The sequence below is a fragment of the Nocardia sp. NPDC101769 genome (assembly GCF_044766925.1).
Taxonomy (GTDB): Bacteria; Actinomycetota; Actinomycetes; order Mycobacteriales; family Mycobacteriaceae; genus Nocardia.
In genome coordinates, this window is the sequence record NZ_JBIWMX010000005.1 from 198,580 (window position 1) to 218,929 (window position 20,350).

Annotated in this window: 22 protein-coding genes and 1 tRNA gene; 9 read left to right on the forward strand and 14 right to left on the reverse strand. The window is 66.8% G+C overall.

All coding sequences use genetic code 11. The features are described from left to right. Positions 1-6: 6 nt before the first annotated feature. From ACIRRA_RS11725 to ACIRRA_RS11750, 6 genes are all read right to left on the reverse strand, one after another. A complete protein-coding gene (locus ACIRRA_RS11725; RefSeq protein WP_402766397.1) occupies positions 7-645 on the reverse strand; it encodes a DUF2461 domain-containing protein in 639 nt (212 codons plus the stop codon). A 1-nt stretch (position 646) separates the two neighbouring features. Beyond that, complete coding sequence (locus ACIRRA_RS11730; RefSeq protein ID WP_402766399.1) at positions 647-1,390, reverse strand: hypothetical protein; 744 nt, start codon at positions 1,388-1,390, stop codon at positions 647-649. Positions 1,391-1,461: 71 nt separating this feature from the next. Next, the gene (locus ACIRRA_RS11735) at positions 1,462-1,794 is read right to left on the reverse strand and encodes a hypothetical protein (protein ID WP_402766401.1); all 333 of its coding nucleotides are present in this window, start codon (positions 1,792-1,794) and stop codon (positions 1,462-1,464) included. Between the two features lie 268 nt (positions 1,795-2,062). After that, positions 2,063-3,043: a ribose-phosphate diphosphokinase gene (locus ACIRRA_RS11740; protein WP_402766403.1), complete on the reverse strand. Its 981-nt coding sequence runs from the start codon at positions 3,041-3,043 to the stop codon at positions 2,063-2,065. Next, complete coding sequence (gene glmU, locus ACIRRA_RS11745; RefSeq protein WP_402766405.1) at positions 3,040-4,542, reverse strand: bifunctional UDP-N-acetylglucosamine diphosphorylase/glucosamine-1-phosphate N-acetyltransferase GlmU; 1,503 nt, start codon at positions 4,540-4,542, stop codon at positions 3,040-3,042. Before glmU ends, ACIRRA_RS11740 begins: the two co-directional genes overlap by 4 nt. 123 nt (positions 4,543-4,665) lie before the next feature. Continuing rightward, positions 4,666-4,736, reverse strand: a tRNA-Gln gene (locus ACIRRA_RS11750). Positions 4,737-5,066: 330 nt separating this feature from the next. On the opposite strand from ACIRRA_RS11750, the gene ACIRRA_RS11755 reads away from it, so the two are divergent. Then, positions 5,067-5,681, forward strand: coding sequence for a TetR/AcrR family transcriptional regulator (locus ACIRRA_RS11755; RefSeq protein ID WP_402766597.1), 615 nt, complete (start codon positions 5,067-5,069; stop codon positions 5,679-5,681). 229 nt (positions 5,682-5,910) lie between these two features. Further along, positions 5,911-6,558 (forward strand): TetR family transcriptional regulator, encoded by a 648-nt coding sequence (locus tag ACIRRA_RS11760; RefSeq protein ID WP_402766407.1) that lies wholly within the window; start codon positions 5,911-5,913, stop codon positions 6,556-6,558. A 142-nt stretch (positions 6,559-6,700) separates the two neighbouring features. Here the strand turns inward: ACIRRA_RS11760 and ACIRRA_RS11765 are convergent, their stop codons facing one another. After that, positions 6,701-7,093, reverse strand: coding sequence for a DUF1801 domain-containing protein (locus ACIRRA_RS11765; protein ID WP_402766409.1), 393 nt, complete (start codon positions 7,091-7,093; stop codon positions 6,701-6,703). A 126-nt stretch (positions 7,094-7,219) separates the two neighbouring features. Between ACIRRA_RS11765 and mfd the strand changes: the two genes are divergently transcribed. The 3 genes from mfd to ACIRRA_RS11780 all read left to right on the forward strand — a co-directional run bounded on the left by mfd (position 7,220) and on the right by ACIRRA_RS11780 (position 12,835). Next, entirely contained in the window at positions 7,220-10,837 is a 3,618-nt protein-coding gene (mfd, locus tag ACIRRA_RS11770; protein ID WP_402766411.1) for a transcription-repair coupling factor, read from the forward strand. A gap of 196 nt (positions 10,838-11,033) precedes the next feature. Then, positions 11,034-11,753 carry a MazG family protein gene (locus tag ACIRRA_RS11775; RefSeq protein WP_402766599.1) on the forward strand — a complete coding sequence of 240 codons (720 nt, stop codon included), beginning with the start codon at positions 11,034-11,036 and terminating at the stop codon, positions 11,751-11,753. Positions 11,754-11,851: 98 nt separating this feature from the next. After that, positions 11,852-12,835, forward strand: coding sequence for a hypothetical protein (locus tag ACIRRA_RS11780; protein ID WP_402766413.1), 984 nt, complete (start codon positions 11,852-11,854; stop codon positions 12,833-12,835). A 38-nt stretch (positions 12,836-12,873) separates the two neighbouring features. Here ACIRRA_RS11780 and ACIRRA_RS11785 read toward each other — a convergent pair whose 3' ends face one another. Genes ACIRRA_RS11785 through ACIRRA_RS11795 form a run of 3 tightly spaced genes read right to left on the reverse strand, consistent with a single transcriptional unit; the run spans position 12,874 to position 14,239 of the window. Continuing rightward, positions 12,874-13,170 carry an MTH1187 family thiamine-binding protein gene (locus tag ACIRRA_RS11785; protein WP_402766415.1) on the reverse strand — a complete coding sequence of 99 codons (297 nt, stop codon included), beginning with the start codon at positions 13,168-13,170 and terminating at the stop codon, positions 12,874-12,876. Beyond that, complete coding sequence (locus ACIRRA_RS11790) at positions 13,167-13,742, reverse strand: TerD family protein (RefSeq protein WP_402766416.1); 576 nt, start codon at positions 13,740-13,742, stop codon at positions 13,167-13,169. Before ACIRRA_RS11790 ends, ACIRRA_RS11785 begins: the two co-directional genes overlap by 4 nt. Positions 13,743-13,759: 17 nt before the next feature. Next, complete coding sequence (locus tag ACIRRA_RS11795; protein ID WP_402766418.1) at positions 13,760-14,239, reverse strand: hypothetical protein; 480 nt, start codon at positions 14,237-14,239, stop codon at positions 13,760-13,762. A gap of 605 nt (positions 14,240-14,844) precedes the next feature. On the opposite strand from ACIRRA_RS11795, the gene ACIRRA_RS11800 reads away from it, so the two are divergent. Beyond that, positions 14,845-16,275: a stealth family protein gene (locus ACIRRA_RS11800; RefSeq protein ID WP_402766601.1), complete on the forward strand. Its 1,431-nt coding sequence runs from the start codon at positions 14,845-14,847 to the stop codon at positions 16,273-16,275. Between the two features lie 97 nt (positions 16,276-16,372). On the opposite strand, the gene ACIRRA_RS11805 is transcribed toward ACIRRA_RS11800, so the two are convergent. Both ACIRRA_RS11805 and ACIRRA_RS11810 read right to left on the reverse strand, forming a co-directional pair. Further along, a complete protein-coding gene (locus tag ACIRRA_RS11805) occupies positions 16,373-16,615 on the reverse strand; it encodes a hypothetical protein (RefSeq protein ID WP_402766420.1) in 243 nt (80 codons plus the stop codon). Then, positions 16,549-17,253, reverse strand: coding sequence for an esterase/lipase family protein (locus tag ACIRRA_RS11810; RefSeq protein ID WP_402766422.1), 705 nt, complete (start codon positions 17,251-17,253; stop codon positions 16,549-16,551). The genes ACIRRA_RS11805 and ACIRRA_RS11810 overlap by 67 nt, the downstream gene beginning before the upstream one ends. 277 nt (positions 17,254-17,530) lie before the next feature. On the opposite strand from ACIRRA_RS11810, the gene ACIRRA_RS11815 reads away from it, so the two are divergent. Further along, the gene (locus tag ACIRRA_RS11815; RefSeq protein WP_402766424.1) at positions 17,531-17,911 is read left to right on the forward strand and encodes a hypothetical protein; all 381 of its coding nucleotides are present in this window, start codon (positions 17,531-17,533) and stop codon (positions 17,909-17,911) included. 390 nt (positions 17,912-18,301) lie between these two features. Here ACIRRA_RS11815 and ACIRRA_RS11820 read toward each other — a convergent pair whose 3' ends face one another. After that, on the reverse strand, positions 18,302-18,526 hold the full coding sequence (locus ACIRRA_RS11820; protein WP_402766426.1) for a hypothetical protein: 225 nt from the start codon (positions 18,524-18,526) through the stop codon (positions 18,302-18,304). A 450-nt stretch (positions 18,527-18,976) separates the two neighbouring features. On the opposite strand from ACIRRA_RS11820, the gene ACIRRA_RS11825 reads away from it, so the two are divergent. Further along, positions 18,977-19,801, forward strand: a complete 825-nt coding sequence (locus ACIRRA_RS11825; RefSeq protein WP_402766428.1) for a helix-turn-helix transcriptional regulator — start codon at positions 18,977-18,979, stop codon at positions 19,799-19,801. A 10-nt stretch (positions 19,802-19,811) separates the two neighbouring features. Further along, the gene (locus tag ACIRRA_RS11830) at positions 19,812-20,147 is read left to right on the forward strand and encodes a DUF397 domain-containing protein (protein WP_402766429.1); all 336 of its coding nucleotides are present in this window, start codon (positions 19,812-19,814) and stop codon (positions 20,145-20,147) included. A gap of 50 nt (positions 20,148-20,197) precedes the next feature. On the opposite strand, the gene ACIRRA_RS11835 is transcribed toward ACIRRA_RS11830, so the two are convergent. Then, positions 20,198-20,347, reverse strand: a complete 150-nt coding sequence (locus ACIRRA_RS11835) for a hypothetical protein (RefSeq protein WP_402766431.1) — start codon at positions 20,345-20,347, stop codon at positions 20,198-20,200. Positions 20,348-20,350: the final 3 nt, after the last annotated feature.

Consider the following 20,350-nt stretch of genomic DNA (forward strand, 5'->3'; position numbering starts at 1 on the left):
TGGCGGCTACTTCTGCGCCGTCACCGCCGCCAGCCACTCGATGAGCGGTCGCATCTCCTCCCACGCCGCCCGGACCTCCCGGGCGGCGCGCGGGGTGCTCAGCCATTTGGGCGCACCGAAATCTCTTCCGGCGGTGAGGGATTTGTGCCGCAGCAGCTCGATGCGAGGGTGATCGATGTCGTAGCCCTTGGGTTTGGTCGCCAGCTTGTCCCCGCCGATCTGGTATCCGGCCGAGACGAGCTGTGCGATCAGCCCTTCCAGCTCCGCCCCGCGCACCTCGTCGTCGATGGCGACCCGGAGCGCGGCGAGCTGGGCGGTCTCGGCGGCGTACATGCCGCCCGCCACCCGCAGCCCGGCCGCGCTGATCTGGACGTACCATCCGGAGTACTGCGCGCTGTACACCACCGCGCCCTGATGATTCTTGTAGGGCGACTTGTCCTTGGCGAAGCGCACATCCCGGTACGGCCGGAACATCTTGGCCTCGCCGAAGTCCGGTTCCAGCTCGGCGACAAGGGCTTTCATCGGATCCCGGACGGACTCCTCCCACACCTGCTTGTGGGCGGTCCAGAAGGTCTTGCTGTTGTCGGCTTCCAGATCCTCGTAGAAGTCGAGTCCGGCGAACGGGAATCCGGTAAATGCGGTCATGTCAATTAGTGTTCGGCATGACCCCGGAGCCGTAGATCGCGACCCCGATGATGATGCCAAGAACCAGCGCCACACCCGAGGCGACCGCGGCCCACTTGCCCAGCGGCTCGCCCTTGCCGTGCCCGATCACGCCGAGCACGATGCCCGCGATGCCGAACAGCGGCGGACAGAAGATGAGCGCGATGACCGCGCAGACGAATCCGATGATCGAGAAGGTCTGCGGCCCGCTGCGCGGCGGCGGCGCACCGAAATTCGCGCCACCGGGATAGGGCTGATACGGCTGCCCGTACGGCTGCTGACCGTACGGCTGTTGCTGACCGTAGGGCTGCTGACCGGGTCCGAACTGCTGCGGGTACGGAGGCTGGGCACCCTGGGGGTAGGAAGCGTTCGGGTAGGGCGGAAAGCCGCCGCCCGGGTAGGCGACCGGCGGCTGCTCGCCCTGTGGCGGGTATCCGTACGCCCCGCCCGCCGGATACTGCGGTGGGGCCGGTGTGGGTTCGGCCGGTGGGGCCTGCTCGAACTGTGCGGCCGGATTGAACTGTGTGGGGTCGGGCTGACCGGGAGGCGGGGGAGTGCCCGGGATGTACCGGATGGTGACATCGTCTTCGGGCGGTGCGTCGGTGGGCCGTGCGTCGGGGGCCTTTTCTGGCGTGTCCGGCGTGTCGGATTCCTTCTTGAACATGTCGGCCGGTCCGGTGCCGGATTCGTCCGACGGCCTGCCGGGCTCGTGCGGCGGCGTGCTCATGTCGCGCCCTCCTCGATCGTGGTGTGCCTCTTCACCGGATATCTCTCTGCGGGACGTGCTGCGCAACAGTCCTAATCGCCGAGTTCCTCCACGATTTCCATGGCGGCGACCTCCGCGGGCCGGTCGTCCTCGGCCACGAACTCCTCGCGCTGCCGCCGACGGCTCCACTCCTGGTCGAGCTCGGCTCCGATGCCGAGCCGTCCGGTGTCGTCGTTCTCGCGATTGCGGATGATGAGGTCCTGCGGCGGATCGGTGATGAATCGCGTGTACTCGCGGATCTCGTCCTCCTGATCGTCGTCGCCGAGGTCGTAGTCGAGGTTGTCGACATCGCTGTCGAAGACCTGATCGGTGTCGAAGATCTCGTCCATTACGCGGGCATCGTCCTCGTCGGGCCGGCCGGCCATTCGGCACCACCTCTCCGCGCAGTCAGCGCACCAGTAGCAACCCCAAGGTTCGATCCAACGCTACCGCTTACCTTCAGAAACGGACATCCATTGTCGCTCCCATTTCACGCAGCAGCGCCCCTCCCGGAAGCGGGAGGGGCGCTGCTGTGAACGATGCGTGGCAACCGAGGTCCGGGGCGAAGCCCCTGCGCGGTCGGTGTGCGGGGTGGAGCCCCGGTCGCCGTTGGGGTTCAGGGACGAGGTCCCTGAGAGCCTACGAGAGTTCCGGCTATGCGTTCCCGTTGAAAAGGCCGGTGACGGAACCGTTTTCGAAGACCTCGCGGATGGTCTGCGCCAGCAGCGGGGCGATCGACAGCACGGTCAGCGTCGGGAACTTCTTGGCCTCTTCGATCGGCAGGGTGTTGGTCACCACGACCTCCTTGGCCCCGCAGCTGGCGAGACGCTCGGCGGCCGGGTTGGACAGGATGCCGTGGGTGGCGGCGATGACCACGTCGCCCGCGCCGGCCTCCTTGAGCACCTTGACCGCGCCGGCGATGGTGCCACCGGTGTCGATCATGTCGTCGATCAGGATGCAGGTGCGGCCCTCGACCTCACCGACCACGCGGTTGGAGACGGTCTGGTTGGGGACCAGCGGGTCGCGGGTCTTGTGGATGAACGCCATCGGCGCGTCCGCCAGCGAGTTGGCCCACTTCTCGGCGACCTTCACGCGGCCGGCGTCGGGGGAGACGACCGTGATGTTGGACAGGTCGTAGTTGTTGCGGATGTGCTCGGCCAGCTGCACCTGCGCGTGCATGTGATCGACCGGGCCGTCGAAGAAGCCCTGGATCTGATCGGTGTGCAGGTCGATGGTGATGATCCGGTCCGCGCCCGCGGTCTTGAGCAGGTCCGCGATCAGGCGGGCCGAGATGGGCTCGCGGCCGCGGTGCTTCTTGTCCTGACGGGCGTAGGGGTAGAAGGGCAGCACCGAGGTGATGCGCTTGGCCGAACCGCGCTTGAGCGCGTCGATCATGATCAGGTGTTCCATGACCCACTGGTTCAGCGGGGCCGGGAAGCTCTGCAGCACGAAAGCATCGGAGCCGCGGACCGATTCCTCGAACCGGACGAAGGTCTCACCGTTTGCGAAGTCGCGCGCGGTCTGGGGAGTGACGTGAACGTTGAGTTCCTTGGCCACCGCCTCGGCGAGCTCAGGATGAGCGCGCCCCGAGAACAGCATCAGATTCTTCTGGTTATCGGTAGAGAACGCGGTCACTGACGTTCGCCATCCTTTTGCTCGTTGGATATCTCGGTGGTTCCCGGCGGATCCGGGAGAGCCGCGAGCGCCGCTTCGGCCGCGCGGGCTGCATCGGTGCCGGGGCGATTGCGCTGCACCCAGCCTTCAATGTTGCGTTGTGCTCCACCCGACACCGCGAGCGCTCCCGGGGGAACGCTTCTGCGCAGTACAGTACCCGCCGCTGAATACGCGCCGTCACCCACGGTGATCGGCGCGACGAACATGGTGTCACTGCCCGTGCGCACGTGCGAGCCGACCGTGGTGTGGTGCTTCTTGACCCCGTCATAATTGACGAAAACGCTGGACGCGCCGATATTGCTGTATTCGCCGATGGTGGCATCGCCGACATAGGTGAGGTGCGGGACCTTGGAGTGCGCGCCGATGGTGGCGTTCTTGGTCTCGACGAAGCCGCCGATCTTGCCCTCCGCGCCGAGCGAGGTGCCGGGCCGCAGATAGGCGAAGGGGCCGACGCTCGCGCCCGGGCCGATGCTCGACTTCTCGCCGTGCGTGCGCACCACCTTGGCGCCGTCGCCGACGGTCACGTCGGTGAGCGTGCAGTCCGGTCCGATCTCGGCGTCCTCGCCGATCACGGTGTCGCCCAACAGTTGTACGCCCGGCCGGATGACCGCGTCGCGGCCGATCACCACATTGCCGTCGATCCAGGTGCTGCCCGGATCGATGATGGTGACCCCGGCGCGCATGTGCCGTTCCAGGATGTAGCGGTTGAGGGTGCGGGCCGCGGCGGCCAGCTGGACCCGGTCGTTCACGCCGGTGACCTTGGCGGAATCGATCAGCCGTGCGCCGTGCACCGGGTGCCCGGCCTCGCGGGCCAGCTTGAGCACGTCGGTGAGGTACAGCTCGTGGCGGGCGTTGGCGGTATCGATGCGCGAGATCATGATTCGCAGCACGGCCGCATCGAAGACATAGACGCCGGAGTTGACCTCGGTGATGGCCGCCTGCTGCGGAGTGGCGTCGGCGTGCTCGACGATCTCCAGCACGTGCCCCTGCGCGTCGCGCACGATGCGGCCGTAGCCGTTCGGGTCCTCGGGCTCGAAAGTCAGTACGGTGACGGCGGATCCGTCGGAGTAGCTGCGGTGCTCGTCGAGCAGCGCGTGCAGGGTGTGCCCGTCCAGCAGTGGCACGTCGGCGTAGGTGACGAGGACGTCGCCGGCGAAGTTCTCCGGCAGCGAGGTGAGCGCGCACTGCACGGCGTGCCCGGTACCGCGCTGTTCCTCCTGCACAGCCAGGGTGATCTGGCGGCCCAGTTCGGCTCCCACCTTGCCGACCGCGTCGCCGACCTGTTCGCGATCGTGGCCGATCACGGTGATGAGCGCCGTCGGGTCGATCTCGTGCGCGGCATGCAGCGCGTGGGCGAGCATGCTCCGACCGGCGAGCGGGTGCAACACCTTGGGTGTCTTGGACCGCATTCGGGTTCCGGCTCCGGCGGCGAGAACGACGACGGCGGTCTGCTGTGGCATGGATCTCCCTCGGCTGCCGGTCATCGTGTGCTGAATCAGGTTGTGCTGGGCCACAGTGGGTCAGCACCCACAGCGTGGTCAGCGATTCTGTGCGGGGCCCACCATATCGACCCTGCTCGCGAGCTCCGCCGCCAGGACTCGAACCTGGACAAACTGAACCAAAATCAGTTGTGCTGCCATTACACCACGGCGGATTGGCGCATCATGCGGGTCTGATCCTCGCATGAAGTACGCCTCTACGTCGAACTGTGCTCGTCCGCCTCCCCGTGTCCTTTGCCGAAGGGTCGGGTGCGTGGCTGGTTCGCGTCGCGGACCGGCGGTTACGACAAGGGACAGTCAGCCCCGTACCCCGGGAGTTACCCCCATCGTGCTGGATCAGTTGTTACGTTGGCGATTACGGACGGCGAGTGCCCCCCGGCCAGAGTGTCCCGAGAAGTCTGGGACAGTTATGGGCGACCTGACGGTGGAGTAGGGAGGCGGGATCGATGACGGCGGGCGAGGGCTCCAAGCCGGCGCGGCCGCGCATGACCGGCACCCAGCGCCGCCAGCAGCTGATCGAGATCGGCCGGACGCTGTTCGCGGAGCGGGGGTACGACGCCACCTCGATCGAGGAGATCGCGGCGCGGGCCCAGGTGTCGAAACCAGTGGTGTACGAGCACTTCGGCGGCAAGGAGGGGCTCTACGCCGTGGTGGTCGACCGGGAGATGTCGACGCTGCTGGAGATGATCACCTCCTCGCTCACCCAGAACCGTTCGCGGGTGCGGCTGGAGCAGGTGGCGCTGGCGTTGCTCACCTATATGGAGGAGCGCACCGACGGCTTCCGGATCCTCATGCGGGATCAGCCGGTGTCGGCCGCGGAGGGCACCTACTCGAGTCTGCTGAACGAGGCCGTGAATCAGGTGGCGCACATTCTCGCCGGGGATTTCGAGCGCCGCGGGCTGGACCCGACGCTGGCGACGCTGTACGGGCAGGCGCTGGTGGGAATGGTTGCGACGGCGGCGACCTGGTGGCTGGACGAGCGCCAGCCATCCAAGGAAGTGGTGGCCGCGCACCTGGTGAACCTGTGCTGGAATGGCCTCACTCATTTGGAGGCCGAACCCCAGCTGGCGTCGGAATGGCCGAGCGGCAAGGGGTTATAGAACCCGGCGGTTTGAATTCAGGTCTGATATGTCTGTCCTAGCGGGGCAGAACTGGACAGTTAACTAGCGAATTGCGAAGGAGGATGGGTCGAATGCTCGAATCGATTGGTTGCGCGCAGCCGGGTGGTACGGTTCACCCATCCTTCGAGTGCTGTTCGAACTGTGATGTCGGTCAACTTCGGGATATCGGTCTACTTCAGGATGGCTGGTTTGATGACAGGCGGCTCTGATGGCTAGGCAGGCGCGTGCAGAGATCACTCGCGATTCCGTGCTCGCAGGCGCGGCCGATGTCTTTCTGCGACTGGGCTACGCGAACGCGTCCCTGTCCGAGATCATCGCGCAGTCGAATGTGACCAAGGGCGCGTTGTACTTTCACTTCGGATCCAAGGAAGAACTGGCGCGCGCGGTCGTCGATCAGGGCAACGAGCGACTTGTCAGCGCATGCCAGGGATTCTTCGATCCGCGTGTGCCGGCGCTGGAGGCGTGCATCGGGATCACCTATGTGGTCGCCGACCTCACCATGAACGACCCGATGGTGGGCGCGATGCTCAAACTCACCCACCAGATCGGCGACTATCGCGGCGCGACCGGCGACAATATCGCCAAGACCTGGGGTGAGACGCACCGTTTGCTCGCCGAACGCGCGATCACCCAGGGGGATCTCAAACCCGACCTGGATCCCGACACCATCGGCATGCTGCTGCAGGAGATGACCAGCGGCGTCCATATCGTCGCGGTCAGCACCGAGTCCATCGATCAGATGGCGACCCGCATGGAGCGGGCCTGGTACTTCCTGCTGCCGAGCATCGTGCCCGAGGAGAAGGTCGCCTACTTCCGCGAATTCGCGGCTCGGCGCCTGCGCCGCTACGTGCAGTGAGACTGTGCACGGCGCGGTGATGTGAGCACCGGGCAGTGAGCGTGAGCATGTAGCGGGCAGTGCTGCGGCGCAGCGGGTTTCGCGAATCCGCTACTCCGGCCCCCAGGCCGGTCGGTGAAATCGGCGCCGGGCTCGGGAAGGTCTACTCTCCCTTGAGTTTTCGCCGGCCGCCCGCGCGGTTGTTGGCGATGATCTGCCGGAACATGGCGAGAAGGGCTGGAGCGTTGAGGGTTTCGCCCGCCGCCACGGCGATCATGCGGGCGGTCTTGTTGTCGTGACCGCCGGTGATGATGCCCTCCGGGTCGGGCACGATGGCCCCGTCGTAGAGGAAGATGTCGACGGCCTGCTCGGTGGCGAGCAGCGCGCAGATATTGCCGTCGAGCACGAAGTAGGGCCGGGCCGTTCGTTTGATGGTCTCCTCGACCGCCGGGTCGGCCGCATGCACGAGGTCGCGGACCTGGCGGCAGATCGCCTGTTGCCTGCCTGGCAGGGCGTCGATGTAGGCGTCCACCCGCGGATCGGTCGCGTAGGACATTCCGTCATCGAAGCACGGCCGGGGCGTCCGGAGGCCAAGAAGCGTCTGCGTGCTGAAGCTGTCACAGTGGGTGACTAGACTCGGTTGGCCGTCTGAAACGCTGATCTGCGCCGAGGAGTCTGCCCCATGACCACCCAACGTCCACCTCTGGCGGGACTGGCTGCGGTGGCCGGTGCCGATGCCGCACTGGAGCAGGTCGCGAGCCTGATCGGTCGGGCGTCGGCGATGCTGGTCGCGCCGTCGGCGGTGCGGCCGTTCGTGGCGTCGACCATTGCCGGGCACCGCCCGCTGCTGGTGGTGACGGCCACCGGGCGGGAGGCCGACGATCTGGCGGTCGAGCTGACGGAGATGCTCGGCGACACGGTCGCACTGTTCCCGTCCTGGGAGACGTTGCCGCACGAGCGGCTCTCGCCGGGCGCGGACACGGTCGGCCGGCGGCTGCAGGTGCTGCGCCGGCTGGCGCATCCGGAGGATCCGGGCTGCGCGGGTCCGCTGCGGGTGGTGGTCACCACGGTGCGCTCGCTCATGCAGCCGATGGCGGCGGGGCTCGGGGAGATCGAGCCCATCGTGCTGCGCCGCGGCGCAGAGTTCGACTTCGACCAATTGCTCACGCGGCTCGTGGAGTTCGCCTACGAGCGGGTCGACATGGTCGGCAAGCGCGGCGAGTTCGCGGTGCGCGGCGGCATTCTGGACGTCTTCCCGCCCACCGCGGATCATCCGGTGCGCGTGGAGTTCTGGGGCGACGAGGTCTCCGAGGTCCGCGCCTTCTCGGTGCAGGACCAGCGCTCGATCCACGAGGTGCCGATCGACCTGGTGGTCGCGCCGCCGTGCCGGGAACTGCTGCTCACCGACGCCCTGCGGGAACGCGCCGCCCAGGTGGCCGCCGAGAATCCGGCCGATGCCGCGCTGGTCGAGATGCTGGAGAAGATCTCCCAGGGCGTCCCGGTGGAGGGCATGGAGGCGCTGCTACCGGTGCTGCAGCCCGGTGAGCTGCAGCTGCTGGTGGACGCGTTGCCCGCGGAAACCCATGTGCTGCTGTGCGATCCGGAGAAGGTCCGTACCCGCGCCGCCGACCTGGTGCGCACCGGGCAGGAATTCCTGGAGGCGTCGTGGACGGCGGCCTCCTTCGGCGGGGCCGCTCCGCTGGGCGCGCACGGGCTGGATCTGGCCGCCTCCGGCTACCGGGGTCTGGATGTGGTGCACGCCGATGCCGAGCGGCGCGGCCTGCCCTGGTGGACGCTGAGCCCGCTGGCCGCCGACGATCCGAACGAGATCGCGCTGCCGGTGCTGGCCGCCGCCTCCGCGCGCGGTTCGGAGGAGCTGGTCGCCACCATCTTCGCCTCGCTGCGCGCGCATGTCGCGACCGGTGGCCGCGCGGTCATCGTGGTGGCCGGACACGGTACGGCGCAACGCATTCTGGAACGGCTCGCCGATGCCGAGGTGCCCGCGGCGGCGCTGGAGGCCGGTGCCGAGCCGGTGCGGGGACTGGTCGGCGTGCTGTGCGGGTCACTGCACGACGGCGTCGTGTTCGATGACGCCAAGCTGGTGGTGATCGCGGAATCCGATCTCACCGGCAACCGGGTCACCGCACCCGGCGAGGGCAAGAAGCTGCCCGCACGCCGGCGCAACCAGGTCGATCCGCTGGCGCTGACCGCCGGCGACATGGTGGTGCACGACCAGCACGGCATCGGCCGCTTCGTGGAGATGATCGAGCGGACCGTCGGTGGCGCGCGCCGCGAGTACCTGGTCATCGAGTACGCGCCCAGCAAGCGCGGCCAGCCGGGGGACCGGTTGTTCGTGCCGATGGACTCGCTGGATCAGCTGTCGCGCTATGTCGGCGGCGAGATGCCGTCGCTGTCCAAGCTGGGCGGTTCCGACTGGGCCAATACGAAGCGCAAGGCGCGCAAGGCGGTTCGCGAGATCGCCACCGAGCTGGTGCAGCTCTACGCCGCCCGGCAGGCCGCTCCCGGCCACGCCTTCGGCGCGGACACCCCGTGGCAGCAGGAGATGGAGGACGCCTTCGCGTTCACCGAGACCGTCGATCAGCTCTCTGCCATCGCCGAGGTGAAATCGGATATGGAGAAGGCGGTCCCGATGGACCGCGTCATCTGCGGTGACGTCGGCTACGGCAAGACCGAGATCGCGGTGCGCGCGGCGTTCAAGGCTGTGCAGGACGGCAAGCAGGTAGCCGTGCTGGTGCCGACCACGTTGCTGGCGCAACAGCATCTGCAGACCTTCACCGAGCGGATGGCCGGTTTCCCGGTGGTGGTGAAGGGCCTGTCCCGCTTCACCGATGCGGCCGAATCGCGGGAAATCCTGGAGGGCATGACCACCAAGGATGTCGACATCGTGGTGGGCACCCATCGCCTGCTGCAGACCGGGGTGCGCTGGAAGGATCTGGGCCTGGTCGTCATCGACGAGGAGCAGCGGTTCGGCGTCGAGCACAAGGAGCACATCAAGGCACTGCGCACCCACGTGGACGTCTTGACCATGTCCGCCACGCCGATTCCGCGCACGCTGGAGATGTCTCTCGCCGGCATTCGCGAGATGTCGACCATCCTCACCCCGCCGGAGGAGCGGCATCCGGTGCTCACCTATGTGGGCGCCTACAACGACAAGCAGGTGGCCGCGGCCATCCGCCGTGAACTGCTGCGCGACGGCCAGGTGTTCTATGTACACAACCGGGTGTCATCGATCGACAAGGCTGCCAAGCGGATTCGCGACCTCGTGCCGGAGGCGCGGGTGGTGGTCGCGCACGGGCAGATGAACGAGGACATGCTCGAGAAGACCGTGCAGGGCTTCTGGGAGCGCGAATTCGATGTGCTGGTGTGCACCACCATCATCGAGACCGGTCTGGACATCTCCAATGCCAATACCCTGATCGTGGAACGCGCCGACGCCCTGGGCCTTTCGCAGCTGCACCAGCTGCGCGGGCGGGTCGGCCGCTCGCGGGAACGCGGCTACGCCTACTTCCTGTACCCGCCGGAGAAGCCGCTCACCGAGACCGCCTACGATCGGCTCGCGACCATCTCGCAGAACTCGGATCTGGGCGCGGGCATGGCGGTGGCCATGAAGGACCTCGAGATTCGCGGCGCGGGCAATGTGCTGGGCGCCGAGCAGTCCGGTCATGTCGCGGGCGTCGGCTTCGACCTGTACGTGCGCCTGGTCGGCGAGGCGGTGGAGGCCTACCGGGCCGCCGCCGACGGCCGCCCGATCTCGGTGGACGAGGAGGTCAGGGAGGTCCGCATCGATCTGCCGGTGGACGCCCACATCCCGCCCGACTACATCGCCTCCGACCGCCTACGCCTGGAGGCGTACCGCAAACTCGCCGCCGCCCAGGATGATTCGGCGCTCTCGGCCGTGGTCGAGGAACTGGTGGACCGCTACGGACCGCTCCCCGTGGAGGTCGGCCGCCTGGTCTCGGTCGCCAAGCTGCGCCTGCTGGCCCGCGAGTACTCCATTGCCGAGATCGGCGTCACCGGAACCACTCTGAAGGTGTCGCCGCTGCAGCTCCCCGATTCCAAGCAGCTGCGGCTGAAGCGGCTGTACCCCAACGCCACCTACCGCCCGGCGACCGGCATCGTCCAGCTGCCGCTGCCGCGCGTCGAGGACAGCGTCGGCGCGGCCCGCGTCCGTGACGTGCAGGTGCTCCAGTTCGTCGCGGATCTGCTGCTCGCCCTCGATGGAAAGGCGCCGGGCGCAGTGGATGTCAAGGTCGCCGCGGAGGTACTGGCTCCCCGATGAGTCGTCCGACGAACGCAAGCCCTCCACGGGCGTCCGTAAGGCGGGCCGTCTCGCCGATCGCGTCGTGCGTCCGGCCCGCGGCTCCGGTGGCGTGATGAGTACCGGGAACGGCGCGGGAGCGGAATCGGTCCGGCGGGGCCCGGAACAGCCCAGCGCGGGAGGCGGTTTCGTGCGTGGCGAGGCGGGGTTCGAGGCGATGGCGGCCGAATCCGCGGCGGATATCACGCGGATGACCGAAGCCTTGGGCGAGGCGGTCGAGGTGATGGACCGGCTGTGGAACTTCGGCGGGTGGGAGGTGACGCAGACGCATGATTCGCTGCGGCCGTACCTGCTGGAGGAGACCTACGAGCTGCTCGACGCGATTCAGGACGAGGATGCCGAGACCATCAGAGAGGAGCTCGGTGACCTGCTGCTGCAGGTGTTGTTCCACTCCCGGATCGCCGAGGCCGCAGGGGAATTCACCGTCGCCGACGTGGCGGCGGCGCTGGTGTCCAAACTGGTGCACCGCAGTCCGCATCTGATCGGCGAGCACGGTCCCGGCGAATACGGCATCGATCCGGCCGCGGCGGTCGCCGACAAGATCGCGGCGCAGGAAAAGGCTTGGGAGGAGCGCAAATCCGCCGAGAAGGCACGGCGCTCCTGCCTGGACGGCATTGCCATGGCGCAGCCCGCGCTGGCCCTGGCGGAGAAGGTTCGCTCGCGAGCTATCAAGGCGGGTTTACCCGAGGAGCTGATTCCCGGCGCTCTGCGTGTCGTGCAGCTCGGTGGGCCGGACAGTGCCGAAGAGCGGCTGCGCAAGGCCACTCTCGCGTTCGCCACCGCCATCCGCGCCGCCGAGGATGCCGCCGAAATCGACCGGGGCGAGCGGCGCGCGTTGGCCGCCGCGGACTGGCATCGGTACTGGCCCTGCGGCTGAACAGGATCCGGCGCCGCGGACGGATCGGGCGTCGCGGTCGCGATGCCGGGTGATAACGGCGGTGTTGCCTTCGGCTCGTTTCGGCTAGCGTCAGAGGGGTGCATGCTTCGGGGCGCGAATCGATTACCGAGTACTACCCGCCACGAACGGGTGCGATCATCGCACTGGTCTTCTTCCTATCGATGACCGCGCTACCCGGATTCGTGGTGTTCGACGGCAATCAGCAGCCGGTCATGCGTGTGCTCGGCGGATTGGCCATGGCGTTGTTCGGTTTCGGGGTGTACGCCATGCTCGAGGATCTGCTTCGCCCGCAGCCGACCCTGCTGGTCACCGACCAGGGCTTCACCTATCGCGGGTTTCCGCATGTGGCGTGGGCCGAGGTGGAGCGGGTGCGGCTGGGCATCGGGCGGCTGCGCAAGGGCGGTCGCGCGGAGATGTTCGCCGAGGTGGTGCTGTGCGATCCGGCCGAATTCCGTGACCGCGTACTGGCACTCGGCGATGTGACCATGCGCCGCAATCCGGACCGCCGGCTGTTCATCGTGGCCGAGCGGCTGCCGGTGCCAGTGCCGACGGTGGTGGACGTAATGCGGGAGCATCATCCCGGTCTGTCGGTGCGTGCCGTCGAGGACGCGCCCGCCGACGCGCCGCCGGCCGCGCCCCGCTCACCCGATCGCGACATGGTGGAGAGCGCGCTCGTGAGCGCCCTCACCGACGCGCTCCCCGTCGGCTGGAACCTCGCGGTCCTGTGGTTCTCCCTGGTCGGCGACGACGGCCACGCCGGCATCCAGCTGGAACTGACCGACCCCGACGCCGATCACACCGACGAGCTCCAGCCCTCCGAGGAGATCCTCACCCTCCTCAACCGGCTCAAGGAAGTCTGCTACGACCAGATGACCGGCACCTGGCTCAGCGGCCAGGTCGTCCTCCGCGCCGCCTCCACCAAAGCCGAATTCACCCTGTCCTTCAAGGAAATCCCCGACTGGCTCCCCATCCCCGAGCCCGACGAATGCCGCCGCGAACTCGCCACCTACCCGCGAGCCGGCGACGAAATCCCCATCTGGCTCCGCCAACGCATTTCCTGACCGCGCGGACCGCCTCGGGCGCAGGCGCATTCGGACTGTCAGTCCTCGGCGAGGTAGCGCTCGACGGTATCGACCTTGGCCTGCATCGCGCCGGTGACGCCCGGGCGGATGTCGGCTTTCAGGACGAGGCTGCAGCGTGGGGCAACTGCCATGACGGCGTCGGTGGCCTGTTTGACGACGGCCATGACCTCGTCCCATTCACCCTCGATGGTGGTGAACATGGCATTGGTCTCGTTGGGGAGGCCGCTGGCGCGGACGATCCGGACCGCTTCGGCGACGGCGCGGCCGACGTCCTCGCCGACGCCGAGCGGGGTCACGGAGAAGGCGATGATCAAACGTTCACGCCGTAGTCGCGGGCGATGCCGGCCAGGCCGGAGGCGTAGCCCTGGCCGATGGCGCGGAACTTCCATTCGGGGCCGTGGCGGTAGAGCTCGCCGAAGACCATGGCGGTTTCGGTGGAGGCATCCTCGGTGAGGTCGAAGCGGGCCAGTTCGGAACTGTTCACGGCGTCGATCACGCGGATGTAGGCGTTGCGGACCTGGCCGAAGGACTGGCGGCGGACGTCGGCCTCGTGGATGGAGACCGGGAAGAAGATATTGGTGATGGTCGGCGGCATGGCGGCCAGGTCGACATTGATCACTTCGTCGTCACCGTCGCCCGCGCCGGTGAGGTTGTCGCCGGTGTGCTCGATGGTGCCCTCGGGGGAGCGCAGGTTGTTGTAGAAGATGAAGTGCGCGTCCGAGAGCACGCGCTGATTGGATCCGCAGGCCAGTGCGCTGGCGTCCAGGTCGTAATCGGCGCCGGTGGTGGTGCGCACGTCCCAGCCCAGCGCCACCGCGACCTTGGCCAGGTTGGGGGCCTGTTTTGACAGTGAAACGTTTCCGCCCTTGGCCAAGCTGACAGACACCCGGTCTCCTTCGATACTCAGTTGCGGTCGGCCGCCATCGCTTTGAGCGTCGCGACTCGTTTCTCCAGATAGCGTAGTTCGCTGTCGTCGAGGACGGTGCGCTGAATTCCCGTGGCGACCGCGAATGCTGATTGCCGATGGTCGTCGATCAATTCGACGGTCAATTCCACCGCCACATAATCGTCCGCGTCCGGCATGGGATCGGCGATCACCTTGGCCGTGCCGCGGGCGCACAGCGCCACATTGCCGCCACCCAGGATCAGCAGCGCGATATCGGGGCGTTCCCGCAGCCGCGCCAGCGAGCCGCGATCGGACTTGAGGCTGAGCAGGATTCGGCGATCACCGGCGCGCACCGGCCAGGAGACCGGGATGGCGTGCGGTGCGGGGTCGGTGGTGACGAGGACCGCGATGGTGTCCTGAGGCCATTCGGGGAGGGCGTCCAATTCGGGGTGGTCGGTCGGATGTGATGTCGTCTCGGTGTCGTCCGGTTGCGTCACTGTCGAGGGCTCCTGACGTTCCCGCGCTTCGGCTACCATCCGCGTCACCTCACCATCGGCTCCGCACAGCGGGCTGGACTGTGCTGCCGCAAGTGTATGCCGTTGCCGCGCTGGACCGCTGGCGTCCGATCGGGGCCCGCGGCGTGCCGGTTCCGCGAGGTTCGTCCGTTACGTCTGTGAAAACACCGCTGGACCTGCGGGGAAACAGATTGACGAGAAGCGATAACGGTTGCATCATTCGTTACAGTCCCTCGACTGAACGAGGTCATGCGAGTAGCCGGCCGATGACCGCCCGGTGAAGATCGTCCGCCCATCCGGGTGTCGACGAACGCAGCAGCTTTTCCCAAACCGGCGCGGCAGGCGCCATGTGAACGAGTGAGGTGAGTGCGAATGGGATTCCGGCCGTATCAGCGACGACCGTGGAATACACCTCGCACCACCCTGTCCGCTCCGTTCTTCTGACTGCCCAACCGATTTCACGGCCTGCCGGTACCGGGTCCGCCCGGCGTCCGGTCGCGCCGATCCGGGGCTGCAGATGTGAGGTGAACAGCGCGAAGAGAGCGGAGATGGTGATGGTGGATCTGGGTCCGGGGCAGCAGCCGGAAATGGTGGAGATGGTGGGGCGCGCGACCGCGGCGAATCTGGTGGTATCGGATGCGGTCATCGACGATCTGCGTTATCTGCGCGCCGAACTGGCCGCCGCGGACGTGCCGTTCGTACTGGTGCGCGACGCCGACCATCGGCTGGTGCTGGCCGTGGACAGCTGTCACCGGTCGGCCCTGAGACGGGTGCTGGGGGCCGCGATGGTCGCCGGCTTCTCCTGCAATGAGAAGCCGCACAATGTCTTCCGCCTCGGACGCGACCTGGACCCGGCCCATCACGTGGAGCTCGAGCTGTGGGAGTACCACGGCGACACCGTCGAGTGCCCGCGCCCGAATGCCCTGACCCGAATGGTCTTCGACGTCGCCGACGTGGAACCCGCCACCGTGCTGCTCTACGACGCCAGCTGGCCCACCCTGGCGGGGATGTTCACCCCCAACCCGACCGATGTCGGGTTCGATATCGACCTGGTTTTCTCGTGGGTGGACGGCACCGACCCCGAGTTCCGCGCCCGCCGTGCGGGAATGATGGCGCAGGTGGTGGTCGGCGAGGGCGACGAGGCGGACGCCCGCATTCGCCAGATCGACGAACTCCGCTACGCCCTGCGCTCGGTGCACAAGAACGCGCCGTGGATCCGCCGCATCTTCATCGCCACCGATTCCCGGATTCCGGACTGGCTGGCCGACGACCCGAAGGTCACCATTGTCCGTGCGGTGGACCACTTCTCGGACATCAGCGGCCTGCCGGTGTTCAATTCCCATGCGATCGAATGCCAACTGCAGCACATCGAGGGCTTGTCCGAGCACTTCCTCTACTCGAATGACGACATGTTCTTCGCCCGCCCCATGCGCCCGTCCATGTTCTTCACTCCCGCTGGCATCAGCCGCTATATCGAGGCGGGCACCCGAATCGGCCCGGGCGCCAACAACGAACGCCGCAGCGGTTTCGAGAACGCGGCCCGCGTCAACCGCGACCTGCTGACCCAGCGTTTCGGCCACGTCATCACCCGCCACCTCGAGCACACGCCGGTTCCCTTGCGGCGCAGCGTGCTCCTGGAAATGGAGCAGGTTTTCGCCGAGGATTTCGCGCGCACCCGAGCCAGCCGCTTCCGAGCCGCCACCGATATCTCGGTGACGAATTCTCTGTACCACTACTACGCCCTGCTCACGGGCCGTGCGGTTCCGCAGGAGGCCGCCAAGATGCGCTATGTGGACACCACCATGTACACGGGCCTGGCCCTGCTCGATGGCCTGGCCAAACGCCGCAATGTAGATTTCTTCTGTCTCAATGACGGCAGTTTCCCGGAGGTCCCGGAGGCCGAACGGGTCCGCGCCGTCTCGGAATTCCTGGATTCGTACTTCCCGGATCCGGCCCCCTGGGAAAAGCCGGATGCCACCGTCGGCACCATGACGGCCTTCGAGTCCGGCGCGGCCTGACCCGTCCGGGGGACAACGACTTTCAACCGTCCGGTGGGCGGTGCCGGACCGGGCCCGGGTTCTGCGCGCGGCTCGCGCGAGGAACCCGGGCGGTCGTTCACAGCACGTACGGGTTGAAGGTGCAGACCAGGTTCGGATGGCCCGCCGGGTCCAGGGCGTGCAGGGCGATGGACGCGGCCCGGGGGGAGTACATCATCGACAGGTGGTCGGACAGGTCGATACCGCAGTTGTCCTGCAGGGTCACATTGTTCACCGCCGCTCCGGGGCCGGCGGTCAGGAAGGTGGCGTTGTACGGGGTCGAGATCTCGTCGTGGGTGGTGGCGACGCTGGTGTAGTGCACGCCGGGGACGGTGTCGCCGGTGGCGTCGAGACGGTGCCGCCCTGGGAGTGCCCGACGATGTCGACCTTGGGTGCGCCGGTCGACGTGAGCACCTTGTCGACGAAGGTGGAGATCTCCTTGGCCGATTCCTCCATGGGCGCAATGCCATTGACGCCCGGCAGCAGCGCGCCCAGACCGCCCTGCTGCAGCAGACCCTCCTGGCCGAAATCCAGTGCGTACACGCAGAATCCGGCCTCTTTGATCGTGGGCGACAGGTGGGCGAATCCGTCGAAGGCGTTCATCCAGGATCCGTGCAGCAGCACCACCGGATCGGGATGTGCCGCACTGGGTTTGCAGTTCCAGTCGTTGGCGCCGGCGGGGGCCGTGTTCTCGTTGGCGAGGGAGAAGGTGAACGCGGTCACGGCGTCGGTCGTTTCGGGACCGTTGCCGGTCGGGATGGTGGAGTGCGGCGCACTGGAGATGCCGGTGTCCGCGAGCGCCTTACCGGCGGTGGTCACACCGGTGTTGATGGCGTCGACGAGGTCCTGGATCGTGGGCTGGGTAGCGGCCTGGGCGTTCACGCTGTGCGTACCGGCCACCACGACCGCGCCCATGATCGCGGCGGCGATGCGCACGCGCATCCGGTTGCTCGTGGTCATCTGGATGTCCTTCCTGCGGGTGCCGAGTCTCACTGCCCGAACCTGGATGCCGAAGGTAGAGCGGCGGCCGCGGCTGTTCGTCCCGGTTGCAGGGGGTTCCACGTTCCAACAACGGCGCGAGTACCTCGGTGTGAGGACCTCCAACCCCGAGATGGGTGTGTCATCGCTCCGTACGAGTCCACTACCGCGAGAGCGCCGGCCGTCGAGCGGTGGCGCTGATATGCACCAATAGTGTTCGGTTGGAATCTGATTGGTGCCGCCGCCCACCCTCGGCAGCATGAAAAAGAAATTCCTCGCCGCCACCGTCCTCGCCGCCGCCTCGACGGCCACCATCCTCGGCACCGGCCCCGCCTCCGCGGACGATGTGCACCAGATCTACTTCGCCTACGACACCGACAACGGCTACGTCAGCGGCCGCCTGACCGGTTTCAGCCACGACACGTACCAGGTCGACGCCCGCGGCGGCCAGGTCATGGTGGTCGACGCCACCCCCTACTGGTCGGACGCGACGGTCACCATCACGGGCCCCACCGGGACCCTGTCCTACCAGCGTCAGTGGACCTCGGTCACCCTGCCGGTCAACGGTTCCTACCGGCTCGTGGTCTCCTCTCCCAGCCATAGCACCGTCGACTACGGTCTCAGCGTCAAGATCGACTGAATTCCGACACCATGAACGATGGGGGAGCGCGCCCTCGGCGTGCTCCCCATCGGCATGTGATGACCTCGGAACACAGGACGCCCCCCGGTAGCACTGGAGCCACGGCGGAGAACCTTCGCCATTGGCCGTCGGGTCCGGCGTAGCCCGACGCCACCGTATGTCAGGCTTTGCGGAAGGACTTCGTAACTCGCGACAGGCGGTTGAACTTCTCGAAATAGCGTGTGGCATCGAGACTTCCGGATGTCAGATGGGCTGGGGCGAAGCACTCGCCATTGCAGAGAGTGACTCGCCCGGTCGAACTGATCGCCGTGATAGTGCAGTCGGCATCGTCTCTGCCGGTCATCCGGAACCGCACGGGGGCACCGACTTTCACCCAGTTGGGAAGCCTGATCACCGCCGCCCCTCACGCTCATCGCGCAAGTTCACCAGGTGTCGGCGTAGTGCGCATCCGCCCTTGTCGCACGCATCGCTGTGGGCGCGAAGCAGGGCTTCGATCTCGCGATCGGAAAACACCGCCCGGGGTGAGGGCTGCGCATGCCAGGACGGATGGTCGCGCAGCGACGCCGCCCGGTCGGGCGTGGGCGGATCGGCGGGTGGGATATAGGGATTGGTCATCATCGACTCCGAGTCGTCTGACGGGAAGAGGGCACGTCGTCACCACGCGCGGTGTCTGCCGCGCACACGGTGGCGGTTATGTAGCGGCACTCGGGCAAATCTGCCCGCAACCAGTGCCGCGTGACCCGGCGCGGCGGCGCGGCCATCGCTGAACCCCCACCGCGCGACAGCCAGAAGTGCAGTTCCGGTAGCAGTAATCAGAAGTAAAAACCAAATGTCCCAAACCATTACGCCAGCTCCTCGCTGAATGCGCTTGCGGATCTTGGGGTTCGATATTTGGCGGCGCCTCGCCGCATCTGTCCACTGAACAATACGCTGGTTTAGTAAACCTGACAATGAAACAGTGGCTGAACTCGTGTTCGTGTCGGCTACGGTGGGGTCAGCTGCTGTGCCGGGAAGGATCGAGGTCAGATGCCACCGATATCTCCGACGATCGCTCGCTGGGAGCTGATGCTGCGCATCAGCTCTCGTGCCGAGGAACGTGGCGAGAAGGGGCACACGCTCGCGCGGGCGGTCGACGTGACCCCGCAGTACTGGTCGAAGCTCGTGAAGGGGCGCGGCGTCCTGACCGAGGAGAAGCTGACGCTGCTGGTCAAGCTGCTCGAGTTCGAGCCCGACGAGCAGAGCGAACTACTTGAGTTGCGCGAGGTCGCGAAGGGCAGTCATCCGTTCGCCGAGTATTCGGCCCTGTTCAACGAGCCGCTCATGCGCTTCTACGGCCTGGAAGCCGGCGCGCAGAACATCCGCAGCTTCGAAAACATCGTGATACCAGGCCTTCTCCAGACGGAGGAGTACATTCGCGTTCTCATGAAGTCCCGAGTGACCACCTACAGGCCGACCGAGGTCGAGCAACGGGTCGGTGCGCGGCTTCGGCGGCAGCGGCGACTCGAAGGTCCTGACCCTCTCGAACTATCGGTGGTAATGGGTCAGGCGGCGCTGATGTACAAGGTCGGCGACGATGACATTCGCAGCAGGCAACTCCAGCACCTCATCTCGATGGCAGAGCGGCATCCGGATACCCTCGACATCCGCGTCATTCCGTACGAAGCGGGCAGCGCCATTGCGAGCCTCAATTCAGCCACGTTCCATCTTCTGGACTTCAAGAGTGCCCGCCTCCCCATGCTGGGCTGGGCTGAATCCGCCTCATATTTCGAGGTTGTCGATGATCCCAAGCGAGTCACCGCGCTCGACTACCTCTTCACCCAGATCCAGTCGATCGCGCTGGACCGCGAGCGATCACTCGAGCTGATCAAGCGGGTTACCGGCCCGAGCTAGGGTGGCTTCCGTGAGCGCCAAGTTTTTCAGATCAACCTTCAGTGGTTCGGAGGGTACCTGCGTCGAGGTCGCCCACCGCCCTGACCGTGTACTCGTCCGGGACAGCAAGTACACGGGCTCATCTCACGGCCAGCCGCTGCTCGCGATCGCCCCTGGGCTCTGGCCCACCTTCCTGGATCTGGTGTTGAGCGGCAACTCCGGCCGAATCGGAGAACAGCTGTCTGTCAACGTCTTCGTCGACGGAAGCGCGACACTCGGCAACCCCCAGGGCGTCACCCTCGAGTACGACCCCGCCGAATGGGACGCCTTCACCAAAGGCGTGGCCAACGGCGAATTCAACCGCTGAGCAGAACCTTTCGCTGTTCCCCTGCCGGGTCTCAGAATTGCACGTACTCGTCAGATACCTGTGCCCGACCCACTGACATCGGTGATCTTCCAGCCCTGGCCGCGATCGACGGTGACGACGTAGTAGGCCGTGGTAACGGCCGGCTGCGGGCTCTGCGCACTCGTGGTCGTGCTCTCGACGAACACGTCAACCTTGTACACGCC